General features: G+C 59.0%; 19 protein-coding genes. 10 read left to right on the top strand and 9 right to left on the bottom strand.

Annotated features, from left to right (window positions below; genetic code table 11):
- Positions 1 to 11: 11 nt before the first annotated feature.
- A complete protein-coding gene (locus GH784_RS24670) occupies positions 12 to 1,445 on the top strand; it encodes an NAD(P)(+) transhydrogenase (Re/Si-specific) subunit beta (RefSeq protein ID WP_003514086.1) in 1,434 nt (477 codons plus the stop codon).
- A gap of 175 nt (positions 1,446 to 1,620) precedes the next feature.
- On the opposite strand, the gene rutF is transcribed toward GH784_RS24670, so the two are convergent.
- From rutF to GH784_RS24635, 7 genes are all read right to left on the bottom strand, one after another.
- Positions 1,621 to 2,145 (bottom strand): NADH-dependent FMN reductase RutF, encoded by a 525-nt coding sequence (gene rutF / locus GH784_RS24665; protein WP_013636774.1) that lies wholly within the window; start codon positions 2,143 to 2,145, stop codon positions 1,621 to 1,623.
- A gap of 26 nt (positions 2,146 to 2,171) precedes the next feature.
- On the bottom strand, positions 2,172 to 2,762 hold the full coding sequence (locus tag GH784_RS24660) for a malonic semialdehyde reductase (protein WP_003514089.1): 591 nt from the start codon (positions 2,760 to 2,762) through the stop codon (positions 2,172 to 2,174).
- A gap of 17 nt (positions 2,763 to 2,779) precedes the next feature.
- Positions 2,780 to 3,571, bottom strand: coding sequence for a pyrimidine utilization protein D (gene rutD, locus GH784_RS24655; protein WP_025594399.1), 792 nt, complete (start codon positions 3,569 to 3,571; stop codon positions 2,780 to 2,782).
- A gap of 14 nt (positions 3,572 to 3,585) precedes the next feature.
- The gene (rutC, locus tag GH784_RS24650; protein ID WP_003492069.1) at positions 3,586 to 3,972 is read right to left on the bottom strand and encodes a pyrimidine utilization protein C; all 387 of its coding nucleotides are present in this window, start codon (positions 3,970 to 3,972) and stop codon (positions 3,586 to 3,588) included.
- Positions 3,973 to 3,998: 26 nt separating this feature from the next.
- The gene (rutB, locus tag GH784_RS24645) at positions 3,999 to 4,739 is read right to left on the bottom strand and encodes a pyrimidine utilization protein B (RefSeq protein ID WP_065702593.1); all 741 of its coding nucleotides are present in this window, start codon (positions 4,737 to 4,739) and stop codon (positions 3,999 to 4,001) included.
- Positions 4,736 to 5,827, bottom strand: coding sequence for a pyrimidine utilization protein A (rutA, locus tag GH784_RS24640; RefSeq protein WP_025594402.1), 1,092 nt, complete (start codon positions 5,825 to 5,827; stop codon positions 4,736 to 4,738). The genes rutB and rutA overlap by 4 nt, the downstream gene beginning before the upstream one ends.
- A gap of 465 nt (positions 5,828 to 6,292) precedes the next feature.
- Positions 6,293 to 6,904 (bottom strand): biliverdin-producing heme oxygenase, encoded by a 612-nt coding sequence (locus GH784_RS24635; protein WP_065702592.1) that lies wholly within the window; start codon positions 6,902 to 6,904, stop codon positions 6,293 to 6,295.
- Positions 6,905 to 7,184: 280 nt separating this feature from the next.
- Between GH784_RS24635 and GH784_RS24630 the strand changes: the two genes are divergently transcribed.
- The 9 genes from GH784_RS24630 (at position 7,185) to GH784_RS24590 (ending at position 16,149) form a co-directional block, all read left to right on the top strand.
- Positions 7,185 to 8,069, top strand: coding sequence for a dihydrodipicolinate synthase family protein (locus tag GH784_RS24630; RefSeq protein WP_065702591.1), 885 nt, complete (start codon positions 7,185 to 7,187; stop codon positions 8,067 to 8,069).
- Between the two features lie 21 nt (positions 8,070 to 8,090).
- Positions 8,091 to 8,747, top strand: a complete 657-nt coding sequence (locus GH784_RS24625; RefSeq protein ID WP_003504009.1) for a GntR family transcriptional regulator — start codon at positions 8,091 to 8,093, stop codon at positions 8,745 to 8,747.
- A gap of 104 nt (positions 8,748 to 8,851) precedes the next feature.
- Complete coding sequence (locus GH784_RS24620; RefSeq protein WP_003514099.1) at positions 8,852 to 10,183, top strand: ABC transporter substrate-binding protein; 1,332 nt, start codon at positions 8,852 to 8,854, stop codon at positions 10,181 to 10,183.
- Positions 10,183 to 11,121, top strand: a complete 939-nt coding sequence (locus tag GH784_RS24615) for a carbohydrate ABC transporter permease (RefSeq protein WP_003514101.1) — start codon at positions 10,183 to 10,185, stop codon at positions 11,119 to 11,121. Before GH784_RS24620 ends, GH784_RS24615 begins: the two co-directional genes overlap by 1 nt.
- A complete protein-coding gene (locus GH784_RS24610) occupies positions 11,121 to 11,957 on the top strand; it encodes a carbohydrate ABC transporter permease (RefSeq protein WP_003504003.1) in 837 nt (278 codons plus the stop codon). The genes GH784_RS24615 and GH784_RS24610 overlap by 1 nt, the downstream gene beginning before the upstream one ends.
- Before the next feature lie 32 nt (positions 11,958 to 11,989).
- Positions 11,990 to 13,048, top strand: coding sequence for an ABC transporter ATP-binding protein (locus GH784_RS24605; protein WP_013636780.1), 1,059 nt, complete (start codon positions 11,990 to 11,992; stop codon positions 13,046 to 13,048).
- Positions 13,049 to 13,097: 49 nt separating this feature from the next.
- The gene (locus tag GH784_RS24600; RefSeq protein ID WP_153793927.1) at positions 13,098 to 14,060 is read left to right on the top strand and encodes a sugar kinase; all 963 of its coding nucleotides are present in this window, start codon (positions 13,098 to 13,100) and stop codon (positions 14,058 to 14,060) included.
- A 143-nt stretch (positions 14,061 to 14,203) separates the two neighbouring features.
- Complete coding sequence (locus tag GH784_RS24595; RefSeq protein WP_065702589.1) at positions 14,204 to 15,262, top strand: P1 family peptidase; 1,059 nt, start codon at positions 14,204 to 14,206, stop codon at positions 15,260 to 15,262.
- A 20-nt stretch (positions 15,263 to 15,282) separates the two neighbouring features.
- Entirely contained in the window at positions 15,283 to 16,149 is an 867-nt protein-coding gene (locus tag GH784_RS24590) for a D-amino-acid transaminase (RefSeq protein ID WP_003514109.1), read from the top strand.
- A 6-nt stretch (positions 16,150 to 16,155) separates the two neighbouring features.
- On the opposite strand, the gene GH784_RS24585 is transcribed toward GH784_RS24590, so the two are convergent.
- Positions 16,156 to 17,052, bottom strand: coding sequence for a LysR substrate-binding domain-containing protein (locus GH784_RS24585; protein ID WP_065702588.1), 897 nt, complete (start codon positions 17,050 to 17,052; stop codon positions 16,156 to 16,158).
- A gap of 88 nt (positions 17,053 to 17,140) precedes the next feature.
- The gene (locus GH784_RS24580) at positions 17,141 to 18,652 is read right to left on the bottom strand and encodes a serine hydrolase domain-containing protein (RefSeq protein ID WP_065702587.1); all 1,512 of its coding nucleotides are present in this window, start codon (positions 18,650 to 18,652) and stop codon (positions 17,141 to 17,143) included.
- Positions 18,653 to 18,735 lie beyond the last annotated feature (83 nt).

Here is an 18,735-nt window from a genome sequence, read left to right as displayed (position 1 = left end):
GGGGACACATAATGACCATTGGTATCGTTTCCGCGGCCTATGTTGCCGCAGCCGTTCTATTCATCCTCTCTCTCGGTGGTCTTTCCGGGCAGGAAAGCGCCAAGCGCGCCGTCTGGTACGGCATAACAGGCATGGGTCTTGCCATTGTCGCCACGGTCTTCGGACCTGATGTCGGCAACTGGTTCATCGTACTTCTAATGCTGGCGGGTGGCGCCGTTCTCGGCTACTTCGTCGCAAACCGCGTGCAGATGACCGAGATGCCGCAGCTTGTTGCAGCACTTCACTCCTTTGTCGGTCTGGCCGCCGTCTTCATCGGCTTCAACGCCCATATCGAGGAAGCGCATGTCGCCTCGCTCGATGAGACGGCGCGCTCCCTGTTGACAGGCTTTTCCGCCCTCCTCGCCCACAAGACGCCGGTAGAACTGGCAATCATGAAGGTCGAGGTCTTCCTCGGCGTCTTCATCGGCGCCGTCACCTTCACCGGTTCCGTCGTCGCCTTCGGCAAGCTTGCCGGCAAGGTGGACGGCAAGGCGAAGAAGCTTCCGGGCGGACACGTCCTCAATGCCGGTGCCGCGATCCTGTCGCTCGTCCTGCTCATCATGTATTGCAACGGTGCTGGCGCATGGACGCTGGTGCTGATGACGCTTGCCGCCTTCTTCATCGGCTATCACCTGATCATGGGTATCGGCGGCGCAGACATGCCTGTCGTCGTCTCGATGCTGAACAGCTATTCCGGCTGGGCGGCGGCGGCCATCGGCTTCACGCTCGGCAACGATCTCCTGATCGTTACCGGTGCGCTTGTCGGCTCCTCGGGTGCGATCCTGTCCTACATCATGTGCAAGGCCATGAACCGCTCCTTCATCTCGGTCATCCTCGGCGGCTTCGGCGGCACGACGGGTCCGGCGATGGAAATCGAGGGCGAGCAGGTGGCAATCGATGCCGAAGGCGTGGCATCAGCGCTGAACGACGCTGACAGCGTCATCATCGTGCCCGGTTACGGCATGGCGGTGGCACAGGCACAACAGGCCGTTTCCGAACTGACCCGCAAGCTGCGCGCCGACGGCAAGACCGTGCGTTTCGCCATCCACCCGGTTGCGGGTCGTCTTCCCGGTCACATGAACGTGCTGCTCGCCGAAGCAAAGGTGCCCTATGACATCGTGCTGGAAATGGACGAGATCAACGACGATTTCCCCAATACCGACGTCGTCATCGTTATCGGCTCCAACGACATCGTCAACCCGGCGGCACAGGACGATCCCAACTCGCCCATCGCCGGCATGCCGGTTCTGGAAGTATGGAAATCCAAACTGGTCATCGTTTCCAAGCGCGGCCAGGGCACGGGCTATTCCGGCATCGAGAACCCGCTGTTCTACAAGGACAACACCCGCATGTTCTACGGCGATGCGAAGAAGTCGATCAACGATCTTTTGCCGCTGATCAAGTGATGAAAAAGGGCGTTTCCGGTAGACCGGAAACGCCCTTCTTACTGACGTTAAAAGAAAGCTCCGCCGTCATCCTCGGGCTTGTCCCGGTTGCAGATCCTCGGGACAAGCCCGAGGATGACGGCGCGCAAATAGCTGATCGTGAGTTAAGGGTATCAACCGGCCCCAGAGACCGCTCTCAAAGCACCCGGTAACGCCGGTTGAAATACATCAGTGCTTCGTCGCCCTCATTGATCTTCATATCGACGACATCGCAGATCAGGATATCGTGCGTGCCGCCATCATGTGCCTCGCGAATACGGCAATCGAAGGAGACCAGTGCGTCTTCCAGAACAGGCGCGCCGGTTTCGAGCACGCCCCAGCTTCCGGCAGCGAAACGTTCTTCCGCCGGTGTCTTGCCGCCGAACAGGGTGCTTAGTACCTCGTGCTTGGAAGCAAGCGTGTTGACGCAGATGACGCCATTGCCCTTCACCACATTATAAGCGGAAGAGCCGCGGTTGAGGCAGACGAGAAGCGTGGGCGGATTGTCGGAAACACTGCAAACGGCCGTCGCAGCAAATCCCGCACGGCCTGCCGCACCGTCCGTGGTGACGATGTTGACTGCCGCACCGAGCCGCGCCATGGCGTTTCTATAATCGAGGCTGCGTTCCTGTGCAGTCTTCGTCTCCATTTCCGCTTCCTTTTCAAGAGACATCATCCGCATCTAAACCATCCTTCCTTAACAGGCCCTCAAGCCAGAACACAGGCGTCTTCGAACGCAAGTCGCGGCAGGCGGCCGAACAGCTTCGACGGATCGCCGTAACCAAGATTGATGAGGAAATTGGATTTCCATGTCGTACCCGCAAAAAATGCGGCATCCACCTTGCCCTTGTCGAAACCGGACATGGCTCCGGTATCAAGCCCGAGCGCGCGGGCGGCAAGGATGAGATAACCGGCTTGCAGCGTGGCATTGCGGAATGCCGTTTCCTCGGCCATCGCCGCACTGGAGGTGAACCAGGAACGCGCATCGGCATGGGGAAACAGCACCGGTAGCTTCTCGTAAAATTCGCTGTCGATGGCAGCGATGACCGTGACGGGTGCTGCCATGGTCTTTTCCAGATTGCCCGAAGAAAGCGCCGGCCTCAATTTTTCCTTGGCTTCCGGGCTGCGCACGAAAACGAAACGCGCCGGCGAGCAATTGGCCGAGGTCGGCCCCATCTTCGTCAGGTCATAAAGCGCTGTCAGCGTCTCATCCCCGATCGGCTTGTCCGTCCAGCCATTGTGGGTGCGTGCCTCGGTGAAAAGTGTTGCCAATGCAGCGTCGTCCAATGCTCTCGTCATTTTACTCTCAAATCCCGTCAGAATGTTTGTGTTGCCGGTAGCAGAAACTGCAAAAGCCGCGCGTTGAAAAGGTCAGAATCGGTGATATTGACCGCATGCGCTCCGAAATCGAGAAGGCAAAGCTCGCTTTGCGGCAAACCTTCCGCAAGACGCAGCGACCGGGTATAGGGCACCAGAAGATCGTCCTTGGTTGCCACTACCAGAACCGGATTGCCGATCTCGCCGAGGCGCGCGTCGATATCAAAGGCCCGGAGCGCCGCGATGCGCCGAAGCACATTCGCCCTGCCCTGAAAATGCGCGACGCCATGCGCATCGTCACGTGCCAGCCGCTCCTGATGCTCTGACATCCAGGCCGCCGGATAAAGAAACAGCGGCTGGGCTTTCACGAAAGCCTCGACACCGGATTTTTCCAGAAGCTCGATCCGCACATCGAAGCAGCGCCCGGAATGCGGATCGGCCTTACTCCAGGCATTGATAAGAACAAGCCCTTCGATGAGGCCGGGCTTGCGAAGCGCGATATCGAGTCCGATCAGACCGCCAAGCGCATGGCCCATGAAGTGAAATTTTTCGAGGTTCAGCGCCGAGACGATCTCCAGCACATCATCGGCCATCGCCGATATGCCGCCATCTGCCGGCACCTCGCCGCCGGTCCGGCCAGTTCCGCGATGGTCATAGGTAACGATCCGGAAATGGCTGGAAAGGGCCTCGATCTGCGGCGCCCAATAGGCGCCCGATCCACCCAGTCCCGATGACAGCAGGATAGTGGGCGCCTCAGGCTCGGCCCGGCCATGAACCTCGAAATGCATCATTTTGCCGTTTCGCCTTACTTGCCGATATGTGCGACGGTGGCGATTTCCACCAGTGCATCAGGCTTTACGAGGCCGCACTGGATGCAATAACGCGCGGGCTTGTCGCCGGGGAAATATTCGGCATAGACCGTGTTCACGGCTTGGTAATTCGCCCAGTCGGTGATGAAGATGTGGTTCATCGTCACGTCCTCCATGGTGCCGCCGGCGGTCTCAATAACAGATTTGATGGTTTCCAGAACATGGCGTGTCTGGGCGCTGGCATCGCCCACATGCACGACATTATTGTCCTTGTCGAATGGCAGCGTACCGGAAACGTAAACCACGCCATCGGCAAGGGTTCCCGGCGAAAAAGGGGCGATGGGTTTGCTTGTACCGGCAGGCACGACGATCTTCTTCGGCATTTCATTCTCCTCTTTGTGTTTGGGGATCAATCCCTGACGGGTGCGGCCTGCGAGATGACGCCGCAGAAATCATTGACGGTCGCCACCCAGCCGAAAAATTTCTCGACATTGTAGACAGTCGCCTGCTGGATATAGTCCGGGCCCAGATGGTGCGTAGCATCCTCCAGCATCACCCCGAAATATTCGAGATGGAAAGCGTCGCGCAGCGAGCTTTCGACGCAGACATTCGTGGCGATGCCGACGAACACCAGATTGCGGATGCCGCGGGCACGCAGGACGCTGTCCATATTGGTGTTAAAGAAACCGCTGTAACGCGTCTTCGGCACCAAGATATCGCCGGGCTGGGGCTGCAACTCATCAACGATGGCATAGTCCCATGTGCCCTTGGCCAACAGCTGGCCCTGCAATTCAGGCCTTTTGCGCATTGTTTTCAGCGCGTTGGACTTGTGCCAGTTGGGCGAACCCGGCCCACCGGCCTCGACATAATCCTTGTCCCAGCCATTCTGGAAATAGATGACCTGAACACCTGCCACCCGCGCTGCATCCAGCGTCTTCTTGATGTTGGCGATGGTGCCCTTGGCGCCGGAAATATCGAACCCGGCAAGATCGACATAACCGCCCTCGGTCGAATAGGCGTTCTGCATGTCGACCACGACAACGGCGGTCTCGCTGGGCTTGAGGGTAATCGGCTCCGGCCTTGCGGGAAGTGTGACACTTTCCGAACGGCTTTCCGGCCCCTTGTAACCCGCCACGACGGCTTCACTCATTCCGCTGCCTCCAGTTCGGCCAGCACATGCTGGCGGCTCTTCATCAGCGGCTGTACATATTTGCCGAATTTTTCAACGCCTTCGAGAAAATCGTCAAAGGTCAGCATCACGCCACCCGTTCCCGGCACGTCGCTCATTTCATCCAGCATCGCCGCCACTTCCTCATAGGAGCCAATCAGCGTTCCCATGTTGATGTTGACGGCCGAGACGGGATTGGACATGTGCCGGACATTGGTATCAGAGCCGGACTTGGTGTCGACAGAACTCTGCAGGCCGAGCCACTTGATCGCGTCCTCATCCGCGCCCGCCTTGTAATGCTCCCACTTCGCCCAGGCATCCTCGGATTTTTCTTCCGCAAGGATCATGGTCAGCACGACGGATTTAACCTCGCGACCCGACTTTTCCGTTGCCGCCAGAAGTCGCTCATTGGTGGGTGCAAAAGCCTTTGGCGTATTGACGCCGACGCCGAAGCAGAAGCTGTAATCGGCGAACTTGGCAGAAAACGCCATGCCGGAATTGGAGGAACCGGCGCAGATGAGCTTCACATCCCCCTGCGGCACCGGCTTCATGCGGCAATCATCCATCTGGAAGAACTTGCCCTTGAAGTCCGACTGTCCTTCCGTCAGCAACTCTTTCAGCACGGAGGTATATTCGCCGAGATATTCATAGCGATCACCGAAATAATCGTCGCCCGGCCAAAGGCCCATCTGGCTGTATTCAGGACGCTGCCAGCCGGTAATCAGGTTGATGCCGAAACGCCCGCCGGAAATGGAATCGATCGTCGTCGCCATGCGCGCAACGATGGCCGGCGGCATGACAAGCGTGGCGGCGGTGCCGAACAGCTTGATCTTGGAGGTCACGGCGGCGAGGCCCGCCATCAGGGTGAAGGATTCCAGATTATAATCCCAGAACTCGGTCTTGCCGCCAAAGCCGCGCAGCTTGATCATCGACAGCGCGAAATCGAAGCCGTACTTTTCCGCCTTCAGCGTGATTTCCTTGTTCAGGTCGAAGCTTGGCTTGTATTGCGGCGCGTTCTCGGAAAGGAGCCACCCATTATTCCCGATCGGTATAAAAACACCAACTTCCATCTTGCTGTTCCCTTTTTTTGGCATCAGGCGTTTTCCTGATTTGAAGAAAGAGTAGCAGGTTCCGTGCCAGACGAAAAAAAATAATTTTATCAATTGGATAATTTTTTGGAGGCGAATTTCTTTTTACCAAAAGATAAAAATTTTATCATTTGGTAAATTAATATGCCTGTTTATTCGGCAAATATCGAACGCAATGTGCGGGACATGAGCGGCTCTCACAATGGTTCTGAAGCGTTGCACGACAGCCGAAAACCACTCCTCCGTCATGCCGGACTTGATCCTGTATCCAGCCGCGGCCCGTCCGCGCCGCGAATAGAGCTCCACGCGATCAAGCACTTGATCGCACTAGACCCCGGACCAAGCCCGGGGTGACGGCCTGAGGATGCTAAGACGAGGTCAGCACGAATGTGCAACGAGGCATTTCAAGCGCTGTGAAGACAACCAGCGACAAGCTATGCCAAAACCTCAACCGAGGCGTTGCTGCGCGTAGGCATGCACGGCCCGGAAGGCGGCTTCGGCGCCGGCGACGACCCGCTCCTCTTCGTCGATGGTCAGCGAAATTTCATCGAGCGCGGCCGTAAAGGTACGCCAATGCAGGCCGCGCCCTTCCGGAGCGCCGGCCAGATGGCGCGCGCCGAATTCTTCGGTGAGGCCAAGCTTGGCTGCATCTTTAAGAAGGAAAGCCGCGCCGAGATTCGAGCCTTCGACCACATAAAGCCAGCCCATGGCCTCAGGTAGATCGAACGGCGTTTCGCTGGTAAAGCGCGGCTCGTTTGTTTCAGGAATGGCGTGTCCCAGATCGGCAAGGTCCTGCTCTATCATGGAGAGACGGCGACGACCCTTAAGATCAGGCAGCAGGCCATCAAGCGTTTCATTGGAGAAAAACGCATCGAGGTCGCGATGGAAAAGATATTGCGTTTCCACGAATTTGCCGAAGTTCTCCCGGCTCTCGAACGGCTTCGCTGCCATGATGAAGGTATCGAGACCACCATGCGCGCCACGCGTGGCAGCCCTCAGGCGCTTCACCCGGCTCTGCTCGATCTCTTCCACAGGCGCTGATGGCTCCACAATGGTCATGACGCTTCCCTTTATCCCATATTCAGATTGCCTGATAAAAATCTTTACTTAAACAGTCAAATTTATTTTAGCATTTTTCCTGTGCATCGCTAAAAAATGGCATTCGCGTAAACCGGTGTAAACATTCCATGCCCCACCGGGCGCAACACCGATCCTGAGGCAGCTTTAGAAGCCAATTCCCCCCATTCCAGCCTCCCGAACAATCATTCTGTAATTACCGCTTTACAACTAACATGTCAGTGTGCCATCAATCTGCAGCCATCTTGGAGGAGCATCTTAATTGACCCAGAAATTCGGCCTTTCGGCAGCACTGACGACCCCTTTCAAAACTGACGGAACCGTCGATACAGACGCCATGATCGCGCATGCCCGCCGTTGCCTTGCAAATGGTTGCGACAGCGTGACACTCTTCGGCACCACCGGCGAGGGATGCTCCGTCGGCAGCCGCGAACGGCAGGTCATTCTCTCCCGCTTCATTGAGGCAGGCATTGCGCCTTCCCGTCTGGTCACCGGCGTTCTCGTGGATTCCATCGAGGATGCGGCCGACCAATCCGCCGAGGCCCTGAACGCAGGTGCCCGCAATATTCTTCTCGCCCCACCATCCTATTTTAAGAATGTCAGCGATGACGGCCTGTTTGCCTGGTTCTCGGCAGTTTTCGAAAAGATCGGCAAGGGCGCGCGCGACATTCTCGTCTATAACATCCCTTCCGTGACCATGGTAACACTGTCGGTCGAACTGGTGGGGCGGCTGAGACAAGCGTTTCCGGGCATCGTCACCGGCGTGAAGGACTCCTCAGGCAACTGGAGCCACACAGAGCGCCTGCTGAAAGAACACGGCGATCTCGCCATTCTGATCGGCGATGAGCGTGATCTGGCCAAGGGCGTTCGCCTGGGCGGTCAGGGAGCCATCTCCGGCGTTGCCAATTTCCTGACGCAGGAAGTCCGCGCCATGGCCGTTGACGGCAAGGACGATTCGCGCATCGTCGATCTTGTTGTGGAACTTCTGAAATTTCCGGTTACGCCTGCCGTCAAGGTGCTGGTATCACACACGACTGGGGAAAATATCTGGTCTGATGTGCGCGCGCCGCTCGTTGCCATTTCACCGGAGGGCCGGCGGCAGATCGAAGGCGCTTTCGACGCGCTGTTTCGCAAACAGGCCGCCTGAACAGACCTTGAAAGGTTGAGCATGGACGATACCGGCGAACAGACATTGCGGGAACGGGCGTATGAAAGCTTTACGCATCACCTTCTCTCGCGCGACGTTCGCCCTGGGCAATTCATCTCGCAACGCCGCCTCGTGGAATTGACGGGTCTGCCGCTGGGCGCCATCCGGGAAGCAATTCCACGGCTGGAGGCGGAAGGTCTGATCAAGACCGTGCCGCAGCGGGGATTGCAGGTCGCCCATATCGACATCAACCTCATCCGCGAGGCGTTCCAGTTCCGGATCTTTCTCGAGAAGGAGGCCGTGGCGCTCTTTACGCGTTCGGCCTCGGACGAGACCATCGCCAAGCTGTTGAAACAGCACCGCGATATCGTCGAGGCGACGGAAAACGGTGGGGAATCGCCGGAGCTGGACCAGCACGCGCAGCAGGTGGACTGGGGCATGCACGACGCCTTCATCGATAGTCTCGGCAATTCGATCATCTCGAACGCCTACAGGGTCAATTCCATAAAGATGCGCCTTATCAATCAGGAGCGCTTTCGCATCGCAGGCCATGTCAAATCGGTGATGAAAGAACACCTCGCCATTCTCGAAGCCATTGAGAAGCGATCCGTCGAAGACGCCGTGGAGCGGCTGACCGCCCATATCCGCAACGCAAGGGACAGGGCGCTGGCAGTATAGGGCAATTCCGGTAGGGCAGAAGAAAGGTCCTGCCCGGAATTGCATGAAAATAAGCAACAAGCCGGAGGTGAGGAGAATTTCCGGCTAACTGGAGGAGAACTGACATGACGCATTCATTGCTCAACCCCACGCGTCGCGCCTTTCTGGCAGGCACGGCAGCGATCGGTGGCAGCGCGGTGCTCGGCATCCGCCCCGCATCGGCGGCGGTGAACTGGAAAAAACACGCCGGCACCACGCTTGAAGTCAACCTGGTCAAAAGCCCGCGCAGCGAAACGCTGATCAAATATCTGGGCGAATTCGAGGAACTGACCGGCATCAAGGTCAATGCCGAAGCAACGCCTGAACAGCAGCAGCGCCAGAAGGTGGTAATCGAGCTTTCCTCCGGCAAGCCGAGCTTCGACGTCGTTCATCTGAGCTACCACGTGCAGAAGAGACAGTTCGAAAAAGGCAAGTGGCTGGCCGATATCAGCGGCTTCCTGAAGGACCCGTCGCTGACCGATCCGTCCCTCGTCGAAAAGGATTTCGCCGAAGCCGGCATGCTGTTTGCCAAGGATAGCGACGGCGTGCTGCGCTCGCTGCCTTTTTCGGTGGATTACTGGATCGTCTACTGGAACAAGGAACTCTTCGAAGCCAAGGGCCTGAAATACCCTGAGACCTTCGAGGAACTGGTGACGGCAGCGGAAAAGATCACCGATCCCGCAACCAACACCTACGGTTTCGTCGCCCGCGGCCTGAAGAACGCCAACACCCCGGTCTGGACTTCGTTGATGCTGGGTTACGGCGCAAAGCCGATCGGCGCGGACGGAAAGGTCGACACCGAATCCAAGGAAGCGGTCGAGGCAGCGAAACTCTATCAACGCTTGATGACCAAAGCCGCCCCTCCCGGCGTTTCCGGCTTCAACTGGGCCGAAGCGCAGTCTGCCTTCCTTCAGGGCAAGATCGGCATGTGGTTCGATGGCGTCGGTTTTGCACCGCCGATCGAAAACCCGGAAAAATCCCGCGTTGTCGGCAAGGTCGGTTACGGTGTCATGCCGAAGGGCCCGGCAGTACAGGCGGCCGGCACCTTCGGCGATGGCCTCGGTGTCGTCGAAGCCAGCAGCAAGAAGGAAGCGGCCTACCTCTTCTGCCAATGGGCGATTTCGCACGACATGGGCGCGCGCCTGTTGCAGGCGGGTGCAGGCGTTCCGTTCCGCCAGTCCATCCTCGAAGACCAGAAGGTGCGTGAGGGCGTGAAGATGCCGGCCGCTTGGCTGGATGCGGTCGTCGGTTCCGGCAAGGTCTCGCAGCTTGCCCTGCCGGTCATCATTCCGGTCACAGAATTCCGCGACATCTACGGCGTCGGCCTCACCAACATGATCGGCGGCGCCGACCCGGCAGCTGAGCTGAAAAAAGCGACGGAACAGTTCGCACCCGTTCTGGCGCGTAGCGAGGGATAATGGCCTCCGTGAGCATCGAAAACACCAAAACAGGCGTCAGCCGGAAAGAAGGGAGCAGGCCCGCAAGGCTTGCTCCCAACTACTGGCCTTTCGTCATACCGGCACTTGTCGTCATCTCGGCGGTGATCGTTTTTCCGTGGGTCTTCACCCTGTGGATGAGCGTGCATCGCTGGACGCTCGGACAGGAGCAGAGCTTTATCGGTTTCGATAACTATATAAGGCTCGCAAGCGACGTGAGGTTCTGGGAATCGCTCTGGCACACCCTCATCTATACCGTGCTGTCGGTCGTCGCTCCGCTGTTTCTGGGAACATTGGCGGCGCTGGTTTTCGATGCGCAGTTTCCGCTGCGCGGTTTTCTGCGCGGCGTGTTCGTGATGCCGATGATGGCGACCCCGGTCGCCATCGCGCTCGTCTGGACCATGATGTTCCACCCGCAGCTCGGCGTTCTGAACTATCTCTTGTCCTTCATCCATATCGGACCGCTGGAATGGATCTACAACCAGTCCACCGTCATCCCCTCGCTGGTGCTGGTGGAAACCTGGCAATGGACGCCGCTCGTCATGCTGATCGTGCTCGGCGGACTGGCTGCAGTACCCCGCGAACCCTATGAGAGCGCCGAAATCGATGGTGCCAACGCCTGGCAGAAGTTTCGTTACCTGACCATGCCGATGATCGCGCCGTTCCTGATGATCGCCGTCATCATCCGTTCCATCGATGCCGTCAAAAGCTTCGACATCATCTACGCGATGACGCAGGGCGGCCCTGGCACGGCCTCGGAAACCATCAACATCTACCTCTATAACACGGCGTTTTCCTACTACGACATCGGTTACGGCTCGGCCATGGCCGTCGTCTTCTTCATCATCATCGTGGCGCTGTCCTTTGTGCTTTTGATGGTGCGCCAGCGTGCGCAATGGAACGAGATGGAGGATCGCTGATGGCTCGCCAATTGCTCAAACGTAAAAACCTCGACCGCATCGGCCTGTTTTTCGTGGCGCTGGTGATGATTTCGCCTGTCATCCTGTTCTTCATCTGGATGATTTCGCTATCGCTGAAATATGAAATCGACAACGGCGCCTATCCGCCGATCCTCATCCCCGAGCGTTTCGCATGGTCGAACTATGTGAAGGTGTTCGAGGAGAATAATTTCTTCCTCTATTTCTGGAATTCGGTGCTCGTCACCGGTGCGGCCACCATTCTGGCGCTGGTGATCGGCGTGCCTGCCGGTTACGGCATCGCCCGGCTGAAGGCGGAAAAGTCGGCTGTCGTCATCATGATCGCTCGCATGACGCCCGGCCTCTCCTTCCTCATTCCGCTATTCCTGCTGTTCCAATGGCTGAACCTGCTCGGCACACTCTGGCCGCAGATCATCATCCATCTCGTGGTGACGGTTCCGATCGTGGTCTGGATCATGATCGGTTATTTCGAAACCACGCCGAAGGAACTGGAAGAAGCGGCAAGCATCGATGGCGCATCCTCCTGGCAGGTGTTCCGGCTGGTGGCGTTGCCGATTGCCAAGCCCGGCATCGTCGTCTCCTTTATCCTCGCGGTCATCTTCTCGTGGAACAACTTCGTCTTCGGCATCGTGCTGGCCAGCCGTGAAACGCGCACCCTGCCGGTGGCGGTCTACAACATGCTGTCCTTCGAACAGGTGAGCTGGGGACCGCTTGCCGCAGCCGCGCTGATCGTGACGCTGCCGGTGCTGCTGCTGACCATGTTCGCGCAGAAACAGATCGTGGCGGGCCTGACCGCCGGCGCCGTCAAGGGCGGCTGAATCAACCAATTAAAAATACGGGAACCAAAAACATGGCACCGGTCAATATTCTAAACGTCCAGAAGCGCTTCGGCGCAGTCAACATCATCCACGGCATCGATATCGATATCAAGGATGGCGAATTCGTCGTGCTGGTCGGCCCTTCCGGCTGCGGCAAATCCACCCTGCTGCGCATGATTGCGGGGCTTGAGGAAGTCAGCGACGGCGAAATCCACATCGGCGCGCGTGAGGTGAGCAACCTGCCTGCCCGCGACCGCGATATCGCCATGGTCTTCCAGAACTACGCCCTTTATCCGCACATGACGGTGAAGGATAATATGGGCTTCGCGCTGAAGCTGAAGAAGGTGAGCGCCGACGAAACCAAGGCCAAGGTCGACAAGGCTGCCGCCATTCTGGGACTGGACAAGCTGCTCGACCGTTATCCGCGCCAGCTTTCCGGCGGCCAGCGCCAGCGTGTAGCCATGGGACGCGCGCTGGTGCGCGATCCGCAGGTCTTCCTGTTCGATGAGCCGCTTTCCAACCTCGATGCCAAGCTGCGCGTGCAGATGCGCGGCGAGATAAAGGCCATGCACCAGCGCATCGGCACCACCACCATCTACGTCACGCACGACCAGGTGGAAGCCATGACCATGGCCGACAAGATCGTGGTGCTGCATGACGGCGTGATCGAGCAGATCGGCGCACCGCTCGAGCTTTACGACCGTCCGGCCAACCTCTTCGTTGCCGGTTTCATTGGTTCGCCTGCGATGAATTTCATTCGTGGACGCGTCGAAGAAGGCGTGTTCCGCACTGTGAAGGGCTTAAGCCTTCCCCTGCCCGCCAACAGCGACATCGCCGCACTGGGCGGCCGCGACCTCGTCTACGGCGTGCGCCCGGAACATATCCGTGCAGCAAGCGGCGGTATCGAAGGCCGGGTCGAACTGGTCGAAGGCACCGGCTCGGAAATCTATGCCAAGCTGAACTGCAAGGGCGACGAGATCGCCTGCCTGTTCCGTGAGCGGCTGGACGTGCGGTTCGGCGATACGATCCATATCGCCATCGACCCGGAAATGGTTCACCTTTTCGACAAGGCAACCGGCAAGCGCATCTAAGGCGCATGCCGAGTAAAATTGCGTAAGACAAAGACATAGGGTGACGGGCATGGACAGCCAACACGAGAGCCGCAAACATGTGCTGTGCGTGGGTGCAGCCGTGCTCGACACCCTGTTTCGCGTCCATGACATGCCAAAGGGCGAAGGCAAGGTCCTGCCCTACGAAATGTTGCAGATCGCCGAGGGCATGGCATCCAGCGCAGCCTATGCGGTGCACCGCATGGGCGGGCGCGCCAGCCTTTGGGGTGCGGTGGGCGACGACGAGACCGGAACCCGCATCCTGCGCGATCTCGCCGAAAGCGGCATCGACACCACAGGCATGACAGTCGCCGCCGGCGCACGCTCCGCACTCTCCACGATCATTATCGATGATCGCGGTGAAAGGCTGATCGTGCCTTTTTATGATCACAGGCTGCATGAGAAGAAGCGCTCCTGCACACCAGCGGACCTCGCCGCTTACGACGCCGTGCTGGTGGATGTGCGCTGGCCGGAACTGGCGCTCGATGTTCTTGATGTGGCACGCGCACTCGGCAAACACGCCATTCTCGACGGCGACGTCGCGCCGGTCGAAACCCTCGAAAAGCTCGCACCCGCCGCAACCCACATCGTTTTTTCCGAACCCGCCGCCGCCCGGCTGACGGGGCTTGAGACGGTAGAGGACATGCTGCCGGTGCTGCACGCCCGCTACCCGCAAACCTTCATCGCCGTCACCGCCGGACCGGCAGGCTGCTGGTGCACGGAAGCTGGCGATCCAACTGTCTATTTTCAGGAAACGATGCAGGTCAAGGCGGTGGATACGCTGGCGGCAGGCGACATTTTCCACGGCACCTTTGCGCTTGCCATAGCCGAAGGCATGGAAAGCCGCGCCGCCATCCGGCTCTCCTCCGTTGCCGCTGCGCTCAAATGCACGGTCTTCGGCGGCCGGATCGGCGCACCCACACGCGAAGAGACCGAAGACGCGATGCGGCAATGGCTGGAGCGTGAACGGGGACCGGCGCTACGCGCCTTCTGAGCGCATCCATTGCCCGCATAAAACTATTCCATTTTTGCGATGCCGTTTCCCGGCGAACTAGGCTAACGTCAAGTCAGAGCAAAGCTTTTCGCAAGCCGCGCTTGTTCCACCTTGAGCCTGTATTCCGCAAAAGTGATCGCCCGATGCATCAGACGACCCGCCCGAGACTGCGCGATATCGGCTTGCCGCCCGGCCATTTCGAGACCGGCCCGCTCAATGCCATCACCGATGTCGAAGGCGTGACGATCGGCCATTCGACCGTCATCGAAGGCGACACGATCCGCACCGGCGCAACAGCGATCCTGCCGCATGGCGGCAATCTTTTTCAGGACAAGGTGCCTGCGGGTTTTGCGGTCTATAACGGCTTTGGCAAATTTGCCGGCTCGACCCAGATCGAGGAACTGGGCGAACTCGAAACGCCTGTCATCCTCACCAATACGCTTGCAACCGGCCGGGCAATCGAGACGATCAACCGCCACACACTGGCGCAGCCGGGTAACGAAAAAGTGGTGTCGATCAATGCGGTCGTCGGAGAGACCAACGATTCCCGCCTCAACGACATCCGCGCCGGTCGCCCGACCATCGAGGAAATCTCCACCGCGCTGAAAAACGCTGCCACAGGCCCGGTGGCCGAGGGCGGCGTTGGAGCCGGGACCGGCACGGTGGCTTTCGGCATGAAGGGCGGCATCGGAACCGCATCCCGCATCGTCACCGTCGCGGGGGAGGCGTATACGCTCGGCGTTCTCGTGCAGTCCAATTATGGCGGCCATCTTCTCGTCTGTGGCAAACCCTATGTGAGCCCGGAGCACAAGGACAAGGACGGCTCGATTGTCATCATCATCGCAACCGATGCGCCGCTGTCGTCGCGCAATTTGAAGCGCTTGGCCGCTAGGAGCTTCGGCGGCCTCTCGCGCACCGGTGCCGCACTGAGCAATGGTTCCGGCGATTACGCGCTGGCATTTTCGACCAACGAGCGCCTTCGCCGCACGCCCGCACGCCGTAAGGCAGTTACAGACTATCCTGAGCTCTCCAACGATGCGATCTCGCCGCTCTTCGAAGCCGCAATAGAGGCAACCGAGGAGGCGATCCTCAATTCGCTCTGCGCGGCAACAACAACATCAGGCTTCAACGCTGGAACCGGCAAGGCCGCAACGGTTGAGGCCATTTGCATCGATACCCTTAAAACCCTTCTTTCAGCCTGACTTTTCCAGACGGAGTTTTCATGACTAGCCAATCCGGTCGCATCGTTTATCTCAACGGCGAATTCCTGCCCGAGGCGGAAGCCCGCCTTTCCATCTTCGACCGCGGCTTCCTGTTCGGCGACGGCATTTATGAAGTCACCTCCGTTCTCGAAGGCAAGCTGATCGACAGCGACCTGCACATGGCGCGGCTGGAACGCAGCGCCCGCGAAATCGACGTGCCGCTGCCGGTCACAACAAAGGAAATCGTCGAGGCCGAACGTCGCCTGATTGCCGACAACAACCTTGTCGAAGGCATGATCTACCTGCAACTGACGCGCGGCGCGGAAGACCGCAACTTCCTGTTTTCCGCCGATTTGAAGCCGACGCTGGTGATGTTCACGCAGGCCAAAAAACTCGTCGGCACCGCCGTGGAAGAGGCCGGCATTGCGGTCAAATCCGTTCCCGACCAGCGCTGGGCGCGCCGTGATATCAAGACCGTCTGCCTGCTGCCGCAAGTGATGGCAAAACGCATCGCCAAGGCTGAAGGCTGCGATGAGGCGTGGATGATCGAGGATGGTTTCGTCACCGAAGGCGCATCATCCACCGCCTATATCATCACCGGCGACAGGAAGATCATCACCCGCGGCAACAGCAACAAGACCCTGCCCGGCTGCACCCGCCTTGCCGCCCTGCAACTGGCCAAGGAGGCCGGTTTCACGCTGGAAGAACGGCCTTTCACGTTGGAAGAGGCGATGAACGCAGACGAAGCCTGCCTGACCAGCGCCTCCAACTTCGTGGTTTCGGTGACGAAGATCGATGGCAAGCCGGTGGGTGATGGCAAACCAGGCGCGATGGTGAAACGCCTGCGCGCGCTCTATCTCGAAAACGCCCACCGCACCGCGATCTGACCAGGATCAATCTTCGAGAACCGCCCATATGCGCTCGACAACGGGACGGCGGTTCTCCTTGGAACGATAAAGCCGGATATCCACGGCAATATCGAAACTTTGATCGGCGGCACGCACCAGCGCGCCGCTATCCAGCTCGTGCCGCATCAGGCTTTCCGGCACCCAGGCAACACCCCATCCCGCCATCGCCATGGCTTTCAGCCCCACCGACATGCTGCCCTCATGCACCCGCTCGAATTTCGGCAGGCGCGCACTCAGGAGATCGCGCAACAGCGGCCCGAAGAACGATGCTTTTTCGTAATCCAGATAGGCAAAGGGTTTTTTCGCGCTTTCCGTAAGGCTGTGCAGCGGTGCGCCGTCCTCCGCGGGCGCGGAAACGGGAATGATGTTTTCCGCGCCAAGCACGCGGAATTCGAAGGTCTGCGCATCGAGCAGCATCGGCACTTCGGGGTGGGCGTAGGTCAGAAGGAAATCGCTCTGCCCGTCCACCAGCGAATTGAGGTTCTCCTCCATGCTGCCGGAATCAGGCCGCAGAACCGAAAACAGCGGTCCCGCCTTCTCGTTCACCCGTTTCAGCCAGTCGGGGAAGAAGGTGAAAGACAGCGTGTGCAGCGCCGTCAGCCGCACTGTTCTGGCATCCTCGCCGTCTTCCTGCAACAGGGTGCGACGGGCGTGGTAAAGCTGCTTCAGGGTTTCCTGCGCCACCGGAACGAACTTCACCCCGGCCTCGGTCAGTCGTGAGGGATAGGAAGCGCGATCGACCAGCGTCGCGCCCACCCAGGCTTCCAGCTGCTTGATCCTTCGGCTGAAAGCGGATTGCGTCACATGCCGCTCTTCCGCCGCCTTCGAAAAATTGAGCGTTCCGGCCAGCGCCAGGAAATCCTCGAGCCATTTGACTTCCAAGGGCCTGTTCTCCCACAAAGATGTTGAACCGGCCTTTAGCTGGAACAAGGGTCTTTATTAGGAGCAATAGCAGCTGATTGAAACCCTCTTAAAGGCTTCTTGAATATTCGATCATTCGCGCCCGGCTCGCCACAAGCTCTATCCGGCTGTCGCTCAATTGATTGAGACAGATGCGCTTCGTCCACGGCCCGTCCGAGAGCGTGAAGAGGAAGCGACCATTGCCGAGCGCCGTTAAAGGCATGGAGCGGCGCGTGGGACCGATACCCATGGTTAGCGACGAACCGGAAATCGTAAATTCCGCCCCTTCGGTAGAGCGCCAAGATCCGGAAAGCTCATCGGGCACCGCATGGTCGCCAACCGGCAGGAACCGACGAGCGGCGTGGCCTGCCTCGCCGACGATCGCGTCGCCCTCGAGCCTCAGAAGCATCGGAGAGGATGCGGAGCGCGATGACACCCAGCCATCGGCATCTTCATAAAGCGTGTCGTCGCCATCGATGAAGGTCGAGGTACTGCCCTTGATCTCCAGCCACCACGGTCCGCTTTCGGTGACATAGAGGCCTTCCGGCAGGCTGGCGGCGGGTTTGGGTAAAGGCAGACCGGTCAGGGCCGCCATGCTTTCCAGCGCAATCTTGAAGCCGTTGGTATCCTCGCGGTTCGATACCACGACGAAACCCGTGCCGTTTTCCGGATCGAGAAGGAAGTACGTCTTGTAGCCGGGATGCGAACCGCCATGACCGACGAAACGTCTGTGGCCGAGATGTGACCAGCGCAGGCCGAGACCATATTCGCTCATCCGTCCATCGGCGAGCCGCCGCTCGGTTGAAAGCCCGTCCAGAACGCCGGCAAAGCTGCCCTCTCCCCGCATCAGCCCCTGCAGCCAGCGGGTCAGCGCTTCGGCACTGCCGGCAAGACTGCCCGAAGCAGAAATATGCAGCCCCGCCGCCGAAAGTTGCCAGTTGCTCTCAGCCTTCCAGTAACCCGGCACCAATCCGTCGACCGGATCGTTCCAGACGTCCGGCGCCTTCAGGAAAACACCGAACGGTCCGGCAATTTGCGTCTGCACGAAATCGTCAAAACGGAAGCCATGGCGCTCCAGCGCCGCCTCGACCAGACGATAACCGGTATTCGAATAGGAAACCTCGCTGCCGGCCGGAAAGTTCAGCCGGGTCAGCCGCGACAGATAGTCTAGAAGCGGGCCGGCCTTCGTTTCGGTGTAGACGGAAAGACCAAGCAGCGAGAGGCATTCGCGCGTGTCCGGCAACCCGCCGCTCATATCCAGCGCCTGCCCGACAGTGACGTCGCGGAGTGGCGATTGCAACTCCGGCAGATGCTTTCCGAGCGGATCGTCAAGCCCGATCAGATCGGAATGGGCAAGCACCATGGCACAGAAGGCATGTTTGGTGACGGAAGCGTAACGCACCACGCTTTTTGGCGTGAACGGCGCAAAGGTCGAAAGGCTTTCGACACCGCCGGAATGGGCAAAACGGATGCCATCTAGATCAAAACCGATCACCGCTCCGCCTGGCTCGTTGCCGGCCCATTGCGAGACGAAACTCTCGGCAAGCGTCGAAGCGGCGTTCCAGTCGAATTGCTGTGACATTGTTCGGTCTCGTGTCTTCGTGGGTCTTGTGGGAAGCCTCATACCGCTGCCGCGACCTTCTCCCCGGTGGGAAGAAGAAGCGA

It is taken from the genome of Agrobacterium tumefaciens (assembly GCF_009649785.1).
GTDB classification, from domain to species: domain Bacteria; phylum Pseudomonadota; class Alphaproteobacteria; order Rhizobiales; family Rhizobiaceae; genus Agrobacterium; species Agrobacterium tumefaciens.
Note: the sequence above shows the minus strand (reverse complement) of the source record. Positions and strands in the feature narration are given on the sequence as shown.